At 65.6% G+C, this 16,330-nt stretch carries 17 protein-coding genes; 9 read left to right on the forward strand and 8 right to left on the reverse strand.

Annotated elements, in window-relative coordinates; translation table 11 throughout:
- Positions 1-48: 48 nt before the first annotated feature.
- From cobU to ACM42_RS01140, 4 genes are all read left to right on the forward strand, one after another.
- Complete coding sequence (gene cobU / locus ACM42_RS01125) at positions 49-552, forward strand: bifunctional adenosylcobinamide kinase/adenosylcobinamide-phosphate guanylyltransferase (protein WP_271526287.1); 504 nt, start codon at positions 49-51, stop codon at positions 550-552.
- Positions 549-1,331 carry an adenosylcobinamide-GDP ribazoletransferase gene (cobS, locus tag ACM42_RS01130; protein WP_271526288.1) on the forward strand — a complete coding sequence of 261 codons (783 nt, stop codon included), beginning with the start codon at positions 549-551 and terminating at the stop codon, positions 1,329-1,331. The genes cobU and cobS overlap by 4 nt, the downstream gene beginning before the upstream one ends.
- 4 nt (positions 1,332-1,335) lie before the next feature.
- The gene (gene bluB, locus ACM42_RS01135) at positions 1,336-1,968 is read left to right on the forward strand and encodes a 5,6-dimethylbenzimidazole synthase (protein WP_271526289.1); all 633 of its coding nucleotides are present in this window, start codon (positions 1,336-1,338) and stop codon (positions 1,966-1,968) included.
- A gap of 320 nt (positions 1,969-2,288) precedes the next feature.
- Positions 2,289-2,468, forward strand: coding sequence for a Flp family type IVb pilin (locus tag ACM42_RS01140; protein WP_271526290.1), 180 nt, complete (start codon positions 2,289-2,291; stop codon positions 2,466-2,468).
- Between the two features lie 241 nt (positions 2,469-2,709).
- Here the strand turns inward: ACM42_RS01140 and ACM42_RS01145 are convergent, their stop codons facing one another.
- Positions 2,710-3,621 (reverse strand): LysR family transcriptional regulator, encoded by a 912-nt coding sequence (locus ACM42_RS01145; RefSeq protein ID WP_271526291.1) that lies wholly within the window; start codon positions 3,619-3,621, stop codon positions 2,710-2,712.
- Positions 3,622-3,750: 129 nt separating this feature from the next.
- On the opposite strand from ACM42_RS01145, the gene ACM42_RS01150 reads away from it, so the two are divergent.
- Both ACM42_RS01150 and ACM42_RS01155 read left to right on the forward strand, forming a co-directional pair.
- Positions 3,751-4,689 (forward strand): ring-cleaving dioxygenase, encoded by a 939-nt coding sequence (locus ACM42_RS01150; RefSeq protein ID WP_271526292.1) that lies wholly within the window; start codon positions 3,751-3,753, stop codon positions 4,687-4,689.
- Positions 4,686-5,312, forward strand: a complete 627-nt coding sequence (locus tag ACM42_RS01155) for an alpha/beta hydrolase (protein WP_271526293.1) — start codon at positions 4,686-4,688, stop codon at positions 5,310-5,312. The genes ACM42_RS01150 and ACM42_RS01155 overlap by 4 nt, the downstream gene beginning before the upstream one ends.
- Positions 5,313-5,352: 40 nt before the next feature.
- On the opposite strand, the gene ACM42_RS01160 is transcribed toward ACM42_RS01155, so the two are convergent.
- Positions 5,353-6,327 (reverse strand): magnesium transporter CorA family protein, encoded by a 975-nt coding sequence (locus ACM42_RS01160; protein ID WP_271526294.1) that lies wholly within the window; start codon positions 6,325-6,327, stop codon positions 5,353-5,355.
- 369 nt (positions 6,328-6,696) lie between these two features.
- Between ACM42_RS01160 and ACM42_RS01165 the strand changes: the two genes are divergently transcribed.
- Positions 6,697-7,230: a DUF1003 domain-containing protein gene (locus tag ACM42_RS01165; RefSeq protein ID WP_271526295.1), complete on the forward strand. Its 534-nt coding sequence runs from the start codon at positions 6,697-6,699 to the stop codon at positions 7,228-7,230.
- Between the two features lie 339 nt (positions 7,231-7,569).
- Complete coding sequence (locus ACM42_RS01170; protein ID WP_271526296.1) at positions 7,570-7,734, forward strand: hypothetical protein; 165 nt, start codon at positions 7,570-7,572, stop codon at positions 7,732-7,734.
- A 650-nt stretch (positions 7,735-8,384) separates the two neighbouring features.
- Here the strand turns inward: ACM42_RS01170 and ACM42_RS01175 are convergent.
- The 6 genes from ACM42_RS01175 to ACM42_RS01200 form a co-directional block, all read right to left on the reverse strand.
- On the reverse strand, positions 8,385-9,881 hold the full coding sequence (locus ACM42_RS01175; RefSeq protein WP_271526297.1) for an ABC transporter substrate-binding protein: 1,497 nt from the start codon (positions 9,879-9,881) through the stop codon (positions 8,385-8,387).
- A gap of 55 nt (positions 9,882-9,936) precedes the next feature.
- Complete coding sequence (locus tag ACM42_RS01180) at positions 9,937-10,947, reverse strand: ABC transporter ATP-binding protein (protein ID WP_271526298.1); 1,011 nt, start codon at positions 10,945-10,947, stop codon at positions 9,937-9,939.
- Complete coding sequence (locus tag ACM42_RS01185) at positions 10,944-11,957, reverse strand: ABC transporter ATP-binding protein (RefSeq protein ID WP_271526299.1); 1,014 nt, start codon at positions 11,955-11,957, stop codon at positions 10,944-10,946. Before ACM42_RS01185 ends, ACM42_RS01180 begins: the two co-directional genes overlap by 4 nt.
- A 2-nt stretch (positions 11,958-11,959) precedes the next feature.
- Complete coding sequence (locus tag ACM42_RS01190) at positions 11,960-12,847, reverse strand: ABC transporter permease (protein WP_271526300.1); 888 nt, start codon at positions 12,845-12,847, stop codon at positions 11,960-11,962.
- Positions 12,844-13,794, reverse strand: coding sequence for an ABC transporter permease (locus ACM42_RS01195; protein WP_271526301.1), 951 nt, complete (start codon positions 13,792-13,794; stop codon positions 12,844-12,846). Before ACM42_RS01195 ends, ACM42_RS01190 begins: the two co-directional genes overlap by 4 nt.
- Positions 13,795-13,893: 99 nt before the next feature.
- Positions 13,894-15,315, reverse strand: a complete 1,422-nt coding sequence (locus ACM42_RS01200) for an amidase (RefSeq protein WP_271526302.1) — start codon at positions 15,313-15,315, stop codon at positions 13,894-13,896.
- Positions 15,316-15,439: 124 nt separating this feature from the next.
- On the opposite strand from ACM42_RS01200, the gene ACM42_RS01205 reads away from it, so the two are divergent.
- Positions 15,440-16,327 (forward strand): LysR family transcriptional regulator, encoded by an 888-nt coding sequence (locus ACM42_RS01205; protein ID WP_271526303.1) that lies wholly within the window; start codon positions 15,440-15,442, stop codon positions 16,325-16,327.
- Positions 16,328-16,330 lie beyond the last annotated feature (3 nt).

A 16,330-nucleotide genomic window follows, 5' to 3' on the forward strand; every position in this document is an offset into this window, starting at 1 on the left:
TTGTCTTTGGGCGCGTTTGATGATTAGTGCTGGCGACAGGAGACCTTCATGGCCGTCATCTTGATCACCGGCGGAGCGCGATCGGGCAAGAGCACCCGGGCGGAAGCGCGCGCGCGCAGCTTTCCCGGCCAGCCCGTCTACATCGCAACCGCCGAGGCGCTCGATGGTGAAATGGAGCAACGCATCGCAAGACATCGCGCACGGCGCGGAACCGATTGGATCGAGCGCGAGGTCCCGCTCGATCTCGTGCCGGCACTGCTCGCAACCGATGGCGGGGGCGCGAGGCTCGTGGACTGCCTGACGCTGTGGCTCTCCAACCTGATGCATGCGGCGCGCGACTGGGAGCGAGACGTGAGAGAGCTCGCCGGCGCCCTTCCCCGCCTCAACAGCCCCGTCGTCCTTGTGACCAACGAAGTCGGCCTCGGCATCGTGCCCGACAACGCGCTGGCGCGAAGCTTCCGCGACGCCGCCGGGATCATGAATCAGATCCTTGCCGATGTCGCCGACGAGGTCGAGTTCGTCGTCGCCGGCCTGCCGATGAAGCTGAAATGATTCCGCGCGCCGAGCTCTTGCGAGACGTCGTCGCCGATCTCAGGATCGCAGCGTCGTTCGTGACGATCCTGCCCGTCGCATCGCCGAAGCCCGCCGGGGACGGCGCGATCGCGCGCGCGACCTGGGCGCTGCCCGTCGCGGGATTGCTGGTCGGCCTTGCGGGCGCGTTGATCTACAAGATCTCCATTCGCTTCGGACTGACACCGAGCCTTGCCGCCCTGCTCGTGCTGGCCACGACCGCCCTCATCACCGGCGCGCTGCACGAGGACGGACTTGCCGACACTGCGGACGGACTCGGCGGCGGCCGGACGCGCGAGCGCAAGCTCGAGATCATGCGCGACAGCCGGATCGGGACCTATGGCGTCTGCGCACTGATCCTGTCGTTTGGACTGCGCTGGAGCGCCCTTGCGGCGCTCGCCGATCCATGGGCCGTCACGCTCGCGCTGTGCGCTGCGCACACTGCTGCCCGCGCCGGCGTGCCGGCCTTCATGTCACTGGTCGCGCCGGCGCGGACTGATGGGTTGTCGGCCGGCGCCGGATCGCCGCCGGGCCGCAGCGTCGCCATTGCCTTCGCTGTTGGAACGCTCGCACTTGCCCTGGCGTTGGGGCCGGGCAAGGCGCTGGTCGGCCTGGTCCTGCTGTCGCTCGCCGGCCTGATGCTGGCGCGGCTTGCCATCCGGCAGATCGGCGGGCAGACCGGCGACATCCTCGGGGCGTTCGAGCAGACTGGCGAGATCCTGATCCTGCTGGTAGCCGCCTCCTTCCCGTTGGGACATTGACGTCATGGTCGAGTTCGACGACGCCTTCCGCCGGCACTTGCGCGAGCTGTTCGTATGGCGCCGCGACGTGCGCCGCTTTCGCAGCGACCCATTGCCGGCCGGCGCCATCGATCGCCTGATCGAGACGGCCTGCCTCTCGCCTTCGGTCGGCCTCAGCCAGCCCTGGCGCTTCGTCACCGTCGACGACGACGCGCGGCGCCGCGCCGTGATCGACGATTTCAGATCGTGTAACGCCGACGCGCTGAACGCCTATGTCGGCGAGCGCGCCGCGCGCTATGCCACGCTGAAACTCTCGGGTCTCGAACAGGCCCCTGGTCACCTCGCCGTGTTCGCGGACAAGGCCAGCGACATCGGCCACGGCCTCGGTCGCGCGACCATGCCGGAGACAACCGAATATTCCGTGGTCTCCGCGATCACCGCGATGTGGCTCGCCGCGCGCGCCGAGGGCATCGGTCTCGGGTGGGTGTCGATCTTGAGCCCGGATCGGATCCACGCCATTCTCGACGTGCCCGGCTCCTGGAAATTCATCGCTTATCTCTGCATCGGCTATCCGGAGATCGAATGCGACCGTCCCGAGCTGGAGCAGGCGAAATGGGAGCACCGGCGCGGTGCGAACGAGTTCACGCTGCGGCGCTAGGATAGCACGACCGCTCGCCTGGGCGGCCTCCTCGTCGGCTTGAGGCACAGCGTGGCCGGGTCGAAAGCGTCGGCTTCCGCCTCGAGCTCCCTTCGACCATCGGCTCACCGGGCAGACTGAAGACGGCCGTTCCCGACATACGATCTTGCGCAGCAGACGGCCGCAACCCTGCTCGCGCGGCTTCCAGCAACCGTGTGAAACATTCGAGTTGGACTCAAATTAACGGTTCGGATTCAAGCCTCCTTAATTCCTTCACGAGTAGAAACAAGTTGTTACAACCAATTGTTACACGCTAATAAAACAACCATAAGGAGAATAGCTTGCATACGTTCAAGAGGTTCCTGGCTGACGAAAGCGGCGCTACGGCTATCGAATATGGCCTGATCGCTGCGGGCATTGCGCTCGCTATCATTGCTGCCGTCAAGAACACCGGCACGGCATTGAGTGGTGTATTCACGAGCATCAACACCAAGCTGAGCCCAGCGCCGGCCACACCCTAAGCCTTCACGAAAAGCGGGGCGGCCCAGCCTCCCAGCGCCGGACTGCCGGAGATCCGAGCTCCAAGGATACTTTGGTCAATCCAAGGCCGCCCTGCTTGCCTCTGCAAAGCCAACGTGCCCGAGCCGCCTCATCGGCAGACGTCGCTTTCTCAGGCGGCGCATTGGGACCCCACGGTATTTGGTCCGTGCCGGACCGCAATCCTATCACCCTTGAGCTATCGTCCGCTCCTGGCCCCAGGTCTCAGCGCGTCCGCACACCTGTCTCGTCCTCGCGGCCAAACCGCTCCACCAGAAAATCGATGAACAGCCGCACCTTCACCGACAGATGCCGCGTCGGCGGATAGACTGCGTACAGCGCGAGCGGCGGCGCGGAATAGTCCTGGAGCACGACGCGCAATTCGCCTTTCCGCACGGCATCTGCGGCGATGAACTCGGGGAGCAGTGCGAGCCCCCTGCCCTTGATCGCGACGTCGCGCAGCACCTCGGCATTGTTGACGCAGAGCGACCAGGCCGGCTGGATCCAGTGATCGCCATCGCTGCCTGAGAGCTTCCACTGGTTGCCGGTGAGCAGGAAGCCGTAGGTCAGCGAGGTGTGCCCGCGCAGATCCTGCGGATGTCTTGGCGTGCCGTGGCGCGCGAGATAGTCCGGCGAAGCGCAGACCATGCGCGCCACCGGCATGATCTTGCGCGCGATCAGGCTGGAGGATTCCAGCTCCGCGATGCGCAGCGTGACGTCGAAGCCGTCCTGCACGGGATCGAGCAGATCGTCGCTGAGCACGATCTGGAGCTGAAGCTCGCCATAGCGCGCCATGAAATCGGCGAGCGCCGGCCCGAGCCGCATCGTGCCGAACGACATCGGCGCGTTGACCCGCAACAGGCCGCGCGGCGCCGACTGCGCCTGCGTCACCGCCTGGTCCGCGGCCTCGATCTCCGAGAGGATCACGACCGCGCGTTCGAAATAGCGCTGGCCGTTCTCGGTCGGGCTGGCGTGCCGCGTGGTCCGGTTCAACAGCTGGACTCCGAGGCTCTCCTCGAGGTCGGCGATGTATTTGCTGATCGCCGAGCGCGACAGCCGCAGCTGCCGGCCGGCCTCGGCAAAGCTCCCGCTTTCGACCACCTTCACGAAAGCCCGGAGGCTGCCGAGCTTATCCAAGGGCCCGCCCCGGTGATTGTTTCCAAATCGTAGACATAGCCGTCATAATTGCATGGATTGTCTCCAATCCAAAGCGGAACAATATTTCCGCCCAGAGCAAGACCGCTCCCCGAATCTTGGAGGACGACAATGTCTGGACTGCACCATGTCACCGCGATCGCCGGCGATCCCATCAGGAATTTCGGCTTCTACACCCGGGATCTCGGCCTGCGCTTCGTCAAGAAGACGGTCAATTTCGACGATCCCGGCACCTATCACTTCTACTATGGCGACGAGACCGGCCGGCCCGGCACCATCCTGACCTTCTTCCCCTGGGCGGGCGTCCCGGCCGGACGCCGCGGCGTCGGCGAGACCCATCAGACCGCCTTCCGCGTGCCGCAGCGCTCGCTCGGCTACTGGACGCAGCGTTTCACCGAGAAGGGCATCGCGTACGAGGCGCTGGAGAAGCGCTTCGGCGAGTCCGTGCTGCCGTTCACTGACCCGGATGGCATGGCGCTGGCGCTGGTCGGCATCCCCGGCGCCGAGAACGAGCCCGGCTGGAGCAACGGCGACGTGCCGGCCGAACACGCGATCCGAGGCTTCCACGGCGTGACCTTGCTGCTGGACAGCGCGGCGAAGACGGCCGCCGTCCTCACCGACGTGTTCGGCTTCAAGGAGACCGGACGCGAAGGCTCGGTAATCCGCTTCAAGGCTTCAGGCGATGCCGAAGGCAGCGTCGTCGATATCTACGAGGCCAAGGGCTTCTTGCGCGGGCACCAAGGCGGCGGCTCGGTGCATCACATCGCCTTCCGCGCGGCTGACGATGCCGAACAGGGCAAGATGGCGCAGAAGCTCGTCAGCAATCACGGCCTGCACCCGACCGAGCAGCGCGACCGCAACTACTTCCGGTCGATCTACTTCCGCGAGCCCGGCGGCGTGCTGTTCGAGATCGCGACCGACATCCCCGGCTTCGCCGTCGACGAGCCCGTCGCGACGCTGGGGCGTGAGCTGAAGCTGCCGAGCTTCCTCGAACAGCATCGCAAGCAGATCGAGGACGTGTTGCCGAGCCTGGAGGAGAGCGTGTCATGACCGCAAGTGCATTCATTCATCGTTTCGAGCCCGCACGCGATGCGGGCTCACCCCCGCTGCTGCTGCTGCACGGCACCGGCGGCGACGAGAACGACCTGCTCGGGCTCGGCAAGATGATCTCGCCCGGCGCCGCCCTGCTCTCGCCGCGCGGCCGCGTGCTCGAGCACGGCATGCCGCGCTTCTTCCGCCGCCTCGCCGAGGGCGTGTTCGACGAGGACGACGTCCGCCGTCGCGCGCACGAGCTCGGCGACTTCGTCGCGGAGGCACGCAAGCAATACGGCCTCGCGGCGCCGATCGCGGTCGGTTTCTCCAACGGTGCCAATATCGCGGCGGCGCTGTTGCTGCTGAAGCCGGAGGCGCTTGCGGGCGCGATCCTGCTGCGCGCCATGGTGCCGCTGTCGGATCCGCCGAACGCCGACCTTGCGGGCAAGCCTGTTCTGCTGCTCTCCGGGCAGGCGGATCCGATCGTGCCGGCGAGCAATTCGGCCCGGCTCGCGGCGCTGCTGTCGCAAGCGGGAGCGCGCGTGACCCACAAGGTCCTGCCCGCAGGCCATCAATTGTCGCAGGCCGACGTGACGCTGGCCCGCGACTGGATCGGCAACGTCGCGGCGGAAGCAGCCTGATGTAGAAGCGGCGCAACGTTCACGAACGGTGCGCCGCCTCTCAATCGAACCAGCCGCGCCGCTTGAACCAGATCAGCGGCAGCAGGCCGCTGGCGATGACTGCGAGCCACGCCAGCGGGTAGCCGAACGTCCAGTCCAGCTCCGGCATGTGCTTGAAGTTCATGCCCCAGATGCCGACCATGATGGTGGGCGGCACGCCGACGACGGAAACGATCGTCAGGATCTTGAACAGCTCGTTCTGCTGGATGCTGATGAAGCCGAGCACGGCGTCGAGCAGCAGCTGGATCTTGTCGGACAGTCGCGTCTCGTAGTCGCTGAGCGAGACGACGTCCTTTGACACGGCCTCGAGGCGCTTCTTCGACGAAGCCGTGACCCACTCGCTGCCGACATCACCGGCAAACGAGGCGATGCGCCCCACCCCAAGCAGAACATCGCGCGCCTTGGCGAGCCGGTCCGCCAGCTCGCCAACATTCTCCAGGGCCTCGCGCATCCTGCGGCTGGAGCGCACCGCACGTTGGGTGCGTACGAGCCCTCCCTTGAAAACACCCCGCGAAAGCTGATCGACCCTGGTGCCGAGATGCTCCAGGACATCGGCACCGCGATCGATCATGGCCTCGAGCAGGCTGGCGAACACGCACATGCCGTTCTCCAGGCTGGCGTCGGAGCCGATACGCTTGCCGATGTCGTCGAAGATCGGCAGCTCTGCAAAGCGCACCGTCACCAGCACGCGCGGGCCGATGACGAATCCCACCGGCGTGATCTCGGCCTCGTTGTCCTCGGTGAGCCGAACCGCCGGCGAGCTGAGATAGAGCGTGCCGTGGTCGAAGATCAGGCGGCTCGACGCCTCGATCTCGCTGAGGGATTCCTCGGACGGAACACGTATCCCGAGCAGCCGTTCGACGAACTGCTTTTCCTCGTCAGTCGCGTTCAAGAGATCGGCCCAGATGATTTCCGAGGGCATTTCCGCGCCGATGCCGTGCCAGTCGTCGGACGGCCACCTGTACAGCTTGAGCAAGAACCGTCTCCGCGACCGCATCGTCATACCGGATAGTGTATCCGGCCGTCATTTGCCGACTAACGCATGACGGTTTCAAACGTTCAATACCCTTGTGGCGACAGAAGGAGGACTCTTGGCGTGCAAAAGGCGACATCGGCCGGAGCGGCTGCAGCGTTGGCTAAGGGCTTGGCGTCACTTGCTTTCTGTTTTGGCATGAGCGCCTGTTCGGCGCGCGTCCCGAAAAGCTGCCCCGCAGCCTTCTGAGAAGAGCAGCCACGGGCCAATAAGCGACATCGTCACGGACTGGCCCTGATATGACTGTCAACTGGAGCGGGGAGGAACGAGGGGGCGCTCACTCGCCCAGATCTCTCATTGTCGGGGATGCAAATGAACCGCGAACAAAGCCACAGAATACACCTGAGTGTTGAGGACCAGCAGCGGTTGCAAGAACTTCGTGCGCAAAAGCCGGCGCGCAACATACCCAGACCTGCCTTGACGCCGGGAGCGATGCTGGCTGACCGGGTAGCCGAAACGGTTGGCTCCTGGCGCTTCATCATCATCCAGAGCGTACTACTTGGCATCTGGATCGCTCTGAACATGATAGCATTCATCAATCATTGGGACCCTTATCCCTTCATCTTGCTGAACCTGGTCCTTTCTTTCCAGGCAGCATATGCGGCGCCCATCATCATGATGAGCCAGAATCGTCAATCCGAGATTGACCGCAGACATGCGGAGCACGACTATCGAATAAATGTGAAAGCCGAGCTCGAAATCGAATTGTTGCACAACAAGGTTGACGCCCTGCGTGAGCAGGAAATCCTGCAGTTGCTCGACATCATTCAACGTCTGTCCGCTCACCTTGCGCCCGAGCTTGTTGCAGCTATCGACGCCGAAGCCGCGTCGAGCAACCCTGGATGATCCTGCTTGCCGCGCACCGATGCCGTGCTTCCGAATACCGGCGGTCAGCGCTCGCGCAGACGCGACTAAAAAAGTGATGCGAATAGCGCCTCGCATAACGTTCGGGCCCCCCCGCCTTTGCTCCGAGCGCAAGCTTCAGTGCGCACGTCTCCAAGGGTGCCCGCCAAGCCGTCGATCATGTTCTTGACCCAGCGGTCGTCGCCCGCGAGGGCTTCAATTATGGGACGGCCCCGCTGAGGCATCTTCTCATTCGCCCAAAAATAAGCCTTGCATCGCGTGCGCAATGGGTAGCTGGTGTTAGCCTCAGCGCGCCAGGCTGCTCAACCGACGGAGGGCGCAATGCAGAACTACGTAAACCACGAAAACATCAGACGTTATGAGAAGCTCATCGCCATCAGTGACGGTGACCCGTCACGCGATGAAGCACGGCATCAGACGCTGTTACGACTCCTGGCCGAGGAAAAAGCTAAGGACGTAGGGCCGGATGGCTGGCCGAACACCTGATCTCGACCGCCCATTGGCGTCAATCCAATTCGGCTCTGAGTTCCGCTCCGGGTCCACAAGGCGACATTCCGGGGGCGGAGCCGTGTGCCCGGTCTCTCCCCCGAGAGCAGACATCCGAACTTTTTTGTGCGTCCCTACGGAGCGCGCGTGCTTGTCGGCAAGCACGCGAGGAGAGCAGGTTGGGCTCTAACGCGCGCAAGCCGGGCGGCACCTTGCGCATGTCGGAGGCCTGCTCATAGGCGTAGGCCTCGATGCGCGCGAGGTAACCTTTGGCCAGCGCCGTCGCATTGACCTGCCCGCTGGCCAAGGCCTGGGCGATATCGCTCATCGTTGCATGGTCGAATTTCAGTGTGGCCGGCACCTCGGCGCTGACGGGCGCCACGCCGATGCCGGCATCGCGGCGGGATGGTTCTTCACGGCTGCCTCGCCTGACGGCACGTCCCTGACCATGAGGCCGCGAGGGTGACATCATGCCAGTGTTTTGCCCGACGGGTCAACGTCTCAGCGCATCGCCTTGGCCTTGAACTGCGCAACGCGCAAGCCGTTGAAATGACTACGCTCGGCTACTGTGCATGGGGTTGTTTTTTCATTTTTTGTTTGGAGCTGCCCTCTCCCACTTGCGAAGAGGGCACAGCAACGGACGCCGCCCCCTACTCCCAATACCACGTCGAGAAATCGTTCTCGTATTGCGGTACGTCCTTCCAGACGCCCTTCAGCTTCTTGTTGGTGATGGTGATCAGCTGCGGCTGGTAGAGATAGGCGGAGACGGCGTCGGTCGCGAGCATGCGCTGCGCGTCGCCGAGCAGCTTGGCGCGTGCCGCCTCGTCCGGCGTCGAGACGATCTGCTTGTAGAGCGCGTTGAACTTCTCGTTGTTGTAGCCGAGGTAGTAGTCCGGCTCGGTGATCTTGACGAGGTCGAACGGCTCGACGTGGCTGACGATGGTGAGATCGAAATTGTGCGGACCGTTGGGCGCGAACACCTGCGACAGCCACTGCGCCCATTCGACGTTCTCGATCTTGGCGACGATGCCGACCTTGGCGAGCTGGGCTGCGACGATCTCGCCGCCCTGCCGCGCATAGGACGGCGGCGGCAGCTTGAGCGAGAGCTCGAGCGGGGTGGTGACGCCGGCCTCGGCGAGCAGCTTCCTGGCCTTCTCGGGGTCGTAGGGATTGATGCCGGTGGTGTCGACAAAGCCGAGCGCGCCCGGGACGTAGAAGCTGCCGATCGGCGTGCCGAAACCATCGACGGCGCCCTCGATGATCGCCTTGCGGTCGATCGCGGCGAGGATGGCACGGCGAACACGGACGTCGTCGAGCGGCTTCTTCTTGTGGTTGATGCCGACGATGGTCTTGGCCCGGGAGCCGCCGACCATGACGTTGAAGCGGGGATCGGCCTTGAACTGCGCGATCGTCCGCTGCGCCGAGACGCGCGGGAACGCGTCGACGTCGCCCGAGAGCAGCGCCGCGGTCTGCGCCGCCGGTTCGGAGATGAAGCGGATCGTCACCTTGGACAGCTTGATCGCGACGGCGTTGCGGTAGTCGGCCCATTTGGTCAGCGTGATCGAGGAGCCCTTGGCCCAGGCGCCGAGCTGGTAGGGCCCGGTGCCGACCGGCTGCGTGACGTTGGTGGCCGCGCTCTTCGGCTCCACGATCGAGCCGCTCGCCTGCCCGAGCAGGAACGGCAGGTTCGGCTCGCCATATTTCATGGTGATCACGACCGTGTCGGCGTCGGGTGCATCGACCTTCTCGAAGGCCTGGAACAGGCTCTTGTCCTTGTTGGTGCTGGTCGGCGCGGCGTTGCGCTCGAACGAGAACTTCACCGCGGCGGAGTTGAACGGCTCGCCATTGTGGAATTTGACGCCCTTGCGCAGCTTGAACGTATAGGCCTTCAGGTCGGGCGAAGCGGTCCAGCTCTCGGCCAGCAGCGGCGAGACCGAGCCGTCCTCGTTGATCTTGGTCAGCGTCTCGTAGATGTTGTAGAGCGTGACCTCGGCGATCGCAGCCGCAGCGGCATTGGTGGGATCGAGCCCCGGCGGCTCCAGCGCCATTGCCATGACGACGCTGTCCTTCTTGCCCTGCGCCAGCACCGGCAAAGGCGCTGCGGCAAGTGTGAGGGCAAATGCGACGATCGACAGTTTCCTGAACATGCGTAACTCCCCGGCCTGCTCTGTTCTTAAGCCTACGCCAATCCTGCTGCGAACACTAACCTTCCATGGCCGCCTGCGGCAACGCCATCACGGCCTCCGCCTTGTGGCAGGCGGCAAGGTGCCCCTCACCGACCTTGCGTAACTCAGGCAGAACCTCGCGGCAATGCTGGTCGGCGAGCGGACAACGCGCGACATAGGGGCAGCCGGTCGCCGCCGCCGATTGCGAGGCGATCGCCTGCGCTCCGCGCCGCCGCCGGCCCCCGATGGGGCGCGCCCGCGGCACGGCATCCAGGAGTGCCCGCGTATAGGGATGGGCGCAGCGCTCGAACAGGTCTTCCGGCCGCCCCTGCTCGACGATCCGGCCGAGATACATCACCGCGACCTCGTCGCAGAGATAGTCGACGACGGCGAGGTCGTGGCTGATCAGGATGTAGCTGAGGCCGAACTGTTCCTGGAGGTCCTGCATCAGATTCAGCACCTGCGCCTGCACGGAGACGTCGAGCGCGGAGACCGGCTCGTCGGCGACGATCAGCTTCGGCTGGGTGATCAGCGCACGCGCAATCGCAATGCGCTGGCGCTGGCCACCGGAGAATTCGTGCGGATACTTATCCATGTCCGCGTCGCGCAAGCCAACCTGCCGCAGAACCGCGGCGACGCGGTCGCGGAACGTGGTGCGGTCGGCGCCTTCGAGCACGGTCAGCGGCTCGGCGACGATGCGCGCGATGGTCTGGCGCGGATCGAGCGAGCCATAGGGGTCCTGGAACACCATCTGGAAATCGCGCCTTGCGCGGCGGAGCTCGTCGGCGGAGATGCGGTTGAGATTGCGGCCGAGCAGCGCGACCTCCCCTGACGTCGGCCGCTCCAGCGCCATCACCAGCCGCGCGAAAGTCGACTTGCCCGATCCGGATTCGCCGACGACCCCGAGGCTCTTGCCGGCGGCGACCCGCACGCTCACACCGTTGAGCGCACGCACCTGTCCCGGCGGCCGGAACAGGCTTTCACGCGGCAGCGTGTAACGCTGCACCAGATCCTTCACGTCGAGAAGCGGCTCCGCTGCGGCGGTCATGCGGTCAGCGCCCCGACGCGCTCTGCCATCGACACATCCGTCCTGATGCAGCGCACGAGGTGGCCGGGGCCGACGTCCACCATCGGCGGCAACGCCGCGCGGCACTGATCGATCACGAGCGGACACCGATCGGAGAAGGTGCAGCCGGGCGGCAAATCGGCAAGCTCCGGCACCGTGCCAGAGATGGTCTTCAGCCGCGTCCCCTTGCGTGCGCCGAGCTTCGGACGCGCGCGAAACAGGCCCTGCGTGTAGGGATGTCCCATGCGGCGGAACACCTCGTCGGTCGGCCCGCTCTCGACGACGGTGCCGCCATACATCACCATCATGCGCTGCACGTTCTCGGCGATGACGCCGAGATCATGCGAGATCAGGATTATCGACATGCCGCGCTCCTCCACGAGATCGGCGAGGAGGTCGAGGATCTGGCCCTGGATGGTGACGTCGAGTGCGGTGGTCGGCTCGTCCGCGATCAACAGGTCGGGCTCACAGGCGAGCGCCATGGCGATCGTGATGCGCTGGCGCTGGCCGCCGGAGAACTGGTGCGGATAGGCATCGACGCGCCGTGCGGGATCGGGCAGCCCGACGCGGTCGAGCAAGGCGATCGCCTCGCGCCGCGCCTGCGCCGCCGAATATTTCTTGTGACGGCGCAGCGGCTCGGCGACCTGATGGCCGATCGTGTGCATCGGGTTGAGCGCGGTCATCGGCTCCTGGAAGATCATGCTGATGCGGTTGCCGCGCAGCCGGCAATAATCGGCGTCCGAAAGCCCGACGAGCTCCTTGCCATCCAGCTTGATGCTGCCGGTGACGGCCGCACTGTCCGGCAGCAGGCCCATCAACGACAGCGCGGTGACCGACTTGCCGCAACCGGATTCGCCGACGAGCCCGAGCGTCTCGCCGCGATCGAGGGAGAAGCTGACACCGCGCACCGCCTGCGCCGGCCCGCGGCTGGTGTTGAGACGGACGCCGAGATCGCTGACTTCGATCAGCGGCATGTTGGAGCGCTCGCCCATCACTATCGCTCCCGCGCCAGTCTGGGATCGAGCAGGTCGCGCAGCCCATCCCCGAGCAGATTGAGGCCCAGCACCGCGATCGCGATCGCCGCACCCGGATAGACGGCGAGCATCGGCGACTGGAACAGCAGCGTCTGCGCATCGTTCAGCATCCGCCCCCAGGACGGCTGCGGCGGCTGCGTGCCGAGACCGAGATAGGACAGCGCGGCTTCGGCGAGGATGGCGAGCGCGAACTGGATGGTGACCTGCACGATCAGGATCGACAGGATGTTGGGCAGCACGTGCTCGATGGTGATGCGAAAGCGCCCCTTGCCCGCCGCGCGCGCGGCCAGCACGAATTCGCGCGCCCAGATCGCATTGGCCGAGCCGCGCGTCAGCCGCGTCAGTGTCGGGATCTGGAAGATACCGATCGCGATGATCGAGGTCACCATGCCAGGCCCTGCCACCGCGGCGAGCATGATCGCCGAGAGCACGGCCGGAAAGGCGAAGGTAAAATCGGAGAAGCGCATGATGATCTCTTCCGTCCAGCCGCGCCGGGCCGAAGCGATCAGGCCGAGCGTGACGCCGAAGGTGAGACCGATGCTGACGGCGATGACGCCGACCATGATGGTGGATCGGGCACCGGCCAGCAGCAGCGAGACGATGTCGCGGCCGAAGGAATCGGTCCCGAGCCAATGCGCCGCCGAGGGCGGCTGGAGCTTCGATGCGATGTCGATCTCGTAAGGAGACCAGGGCGTCCACACCAGCGACAGCAGCGCGGAGGCGAGCACCAGCAGGCTCAGCGCAGCGCCGAGCACGAAGCTGCGATGGCGCAGTGCTCGACGGAAAAACGTGCGGGCCGGCAGCGGCCGCGCTGCGAGCGGCGCATCAATGGTAACGGGCGCGCTCACAGGTCATGCACCTTGATGCGAGGATCGATGAAGGCGTAGAGCACGTCGACCACGAAATTGACGATGACGACCATGGCGGCGAGCAGCATCACGCAGTTGCGCACCACGATCAGATCGCGGTTGGCGATCGACTGGAAGATCAGCCGGCCGAGGCCCGGCAGGTAGAACACGTTCTCGATCACGATGGTGCCGGCGAGCAGATTGGCGAATTGCAGCCCCATCACCGTCATCACGGGGATCATGGCATTGCGCAGCACGTGGCTCCACAGCACCTCGCGCTTGCCAAGGCCCTTTGCGCGTGCTGTGCGGACGAAATCTTCGCGTAGCACCTCCAGCACCGCCGAGCGCGTGACGCGCGCAAGGATCGCGGCCTGCACCACCGCGAGCGAGATTGCGGGAAGCAGCAGCGACTTGATCCCTGGCCAGATGCCGTCCTCCCAGCCGGCAAAGCCGCCCGCCGAGAGCCATTGCAGGCGCACCGAGAACAACAGCACCAGCAGGATCGCGAACCAGAAGTTCGGCAGCGCGATGCCGACCTGGGTCAGCGACATCACGCCGACGTCGCCGAGCTTGTTGTGATTGGCGGCGGTGTAGATGCCGGCGGAGAGCGCCAGCGTCACGGTGATGGTCATGGCCATGATCGCGAGCGGAATGGTCAGCACCAGCCGCTCCGCGATCAGGCTGGCGACCGGCGTGCCGTAGACATAGGAGTTGCCGAGATCGCCGACGAGCAGCCCCTTGATCCACTGCAGATAGCGGACCGCCAGCGGCTGGTCGAGCCCGAGCTTGACGGTGAGCGCGCGAACCGCATCCGCCGAGGCATCGGCGCCCATCAGCATCTGCGCGGCATTGCCGGGAAGCGCGTCGAGCACCAGGAAGATGATCAGCGATGCGCCGACCAGCGTCGCGAGCAAGGTCAACAGACGTCGGAGGACAAAGACGCTCATGCGTGCTCGGCTTCAGGGCTCACCTGCGGCACGATCAACATGTCTGGACGCCGGAGGCAAGTCCTTTGCACACATGCCACTTGCTGCATGCCCATGTCCTCAAGCCGGCCAGCGGGACAGAAGATCGCTTGAAGCCTCGAACAATGCGCTCACGCGCAGCAATTCCGCATCGGCGCGGAAGCGGCCGACGAGCTGAACCCCGATCGGCAGGCCGTCGCGGGCAAAGCCCGAGGGCAGGCTGATCGCGGGATGGCCGGTCATGTTGAAGGGCATGGTCCAGGGAAACCAGTGCGGCCGGACGCTGTCGAAGTGCCGACCATCGATCTCGATGCTGCCGAACAGATCCTGCTCGATCGGCAGCGCGGTGCGCGTGAGGGTCGGCATCGCCAGGAAGTGCCCGCGCGCAAGCAACGATTGCACGCGACGGAACAGCGCGGTGCGCGCGAACATCGCCTCCTGGTAGTCGACGCCGCTGACTTCGGTGGCGAGCGCGAGCTGCTTGAGAAAGGCCTCGCTCAGCTGGTCGCTGTGCTCGGCCGCCAGTCTCGCGAAGCGCGTGCGCCAGACGGTGTGGTTGATGGCGCGCCAGATCGGCTCGACGTCGAAACCATCGCCGGAGAACTCCTCGAGCTCGGCTCCGAGCCCTGCCAGCCGGTCGAGGCTCGCTCTGAAATTGGCGGCGACCTCAGTGGACACCGGCCGGCCCGGCGGCGTCAGGCAATACAGGATCCTCTGCCCGCGCAGATCGCCGCGTGGAGCGGCGGTACCGACGAAATCGGGCACGGGCACGCCAATCGACCAGGGATCGCAAGGATCTTCACCGGCCATCGCCTGCATCATCAGTGCGGTGTCGGCGACGGTGCGGGTGGTCGGCGTGACATAGGTCTGATTGCCGAAGACATCGAGGGCCTGGCTGTGCGGGATCACGCCGTTGCTCTGCTTCAAGCCGACCACGCCGTTGCAGGCGGCCGGAATTCGCGTCGAGCCGCCGCCGTCGGTCGCGATCGCGAGCGGCGCGATGCCGCTGGCAACGGCGACCGCCGCACCGCCGCTGGAGCCGCCGGAGGAGCGGCCCGCATCCCACGCGTTGCGGGTGCGACCGAACAAGGGCGAGTCGGTCAGGCACTTGCTGCCGAACTCCGGCGTCGTGGTCTTGCCGATCAGGATCGCGCCCTCGCTGCGCAGCCGCGCCACCGCCACGGCGTCCTCGTTCGGCACATTGTCCTTGTAGGGAACGGCGCCGAAGGTGGTTCTGACGCCCTTGGTGTTGACGATGTCCTTGACGGTGACGGGGATGCCGTGCAGCAGGCCGAGCGGTTCGCCGGCCATCACCTTGCGCTCGGCTTCGCGCGCCGCTGCAATCGCCTCATCGCCGCACAGGGTGATGAAACAGTTGAGCGCCGGCTGGAGCGCCTCGGCGCGCGCGAGAACGGCTCGGACGATCTCGACTGGCGAAATCCGCTTTCCGGCGATGAGGCCGCGCAGCTCGGTTGCGGACAAGCAACAGGGATCGCCGTTCATGGTCACATCGCGCTCCGAAGCGGGCCGCCATTGGCCCGAAGACATTGACAGCAAGAATGACAGCCTTGTTAACTCGCCGTCCAATACGATTTTTGCCGTCAGCCCATATATTTTCGGTATGCCAATGGATCTTCGCCGGCTCCGCTATTTCGTCGCCGTCGCCGAGGCGCGCAGCGTCGGCAAGGCCGCCGAGCGGCTGCGGATGGCGCAGCCGCCGCTCTCGGTGCAGATCCGCAAGCTCGAGGCCGAAGTCGGCGCGCCCCTGTTCCGCCGCGGCACGCGCGGCATGGACCTGACCGAGCCCGGCCAGGCCCTGCTGGCGCGCGCCGGCGAGGCGCTGGCCCTGGCGGCCGACGGCGTCGAAGCCGCGCGCGCGGTCGCGGCCGGACGACGCGGGCGGATCTCGATCGGCTACATGTTCGCGCTGGCAAATGCGGTACTGCCGCGCCTGATTCCCGAGTTGCGGCGTTCCATTCCCGGCGTCGAGCTTCATTTTGCCGAGCTCAGCGCCTCGACGCGCGAGGCGCGGCTGCTCGACCGCAGCGTCACGGTCGCGCTGTGCATGCCGGCGATCAACCATCCCGATATCCAGGTGGCGCGGGTCGGCGCGCAACCTCTCATGCTGGCGATGCCGATCCGATCGCCGCTCTCCCGCCTCGGCGCGGTGCCGATGACGAAATTGCACGGCCGGCCGCTGATCGCGCTGCCGCGGCCGGAGCAGGACCCCGCCTCCTCTGCGGTGACGGCGTTGCTGCGGCGACATCAGGTGGTGATGCCGATCGCCAGCCGGGTGGAAACCGTGCATTCGGCGATGAGCCTCGTGCTGGCCGGCGAAGGGCTCGCGATCCTGCCCGCCTGCGCCAAGCTCGGCGCGCCGCAGGGCATCGTGTTTCGGCCGCTGCGGGACGCAACCGACTCCATCGACGTTGCGGTATGTTGGCGGCGCGACTCGCACAGCCCGCTGATCCGCACCTTCCTCAAGTGCGCCGAGAAGGTCGTCGCACCAATGTGACGC

Origin of the sequence: Bradyrhizobium sp. CCBAU 25338 (assembly GCF_028128965.1) — a bacterium.
Taxonomy (GTDB): domain Bacteria; phylum Pseudomonadota; class Alphaproteobacteria; order Rhizobiales; family Xanthobacteraceae; genus Bradyrhizobium; species Bradyrhizobium liaoningense.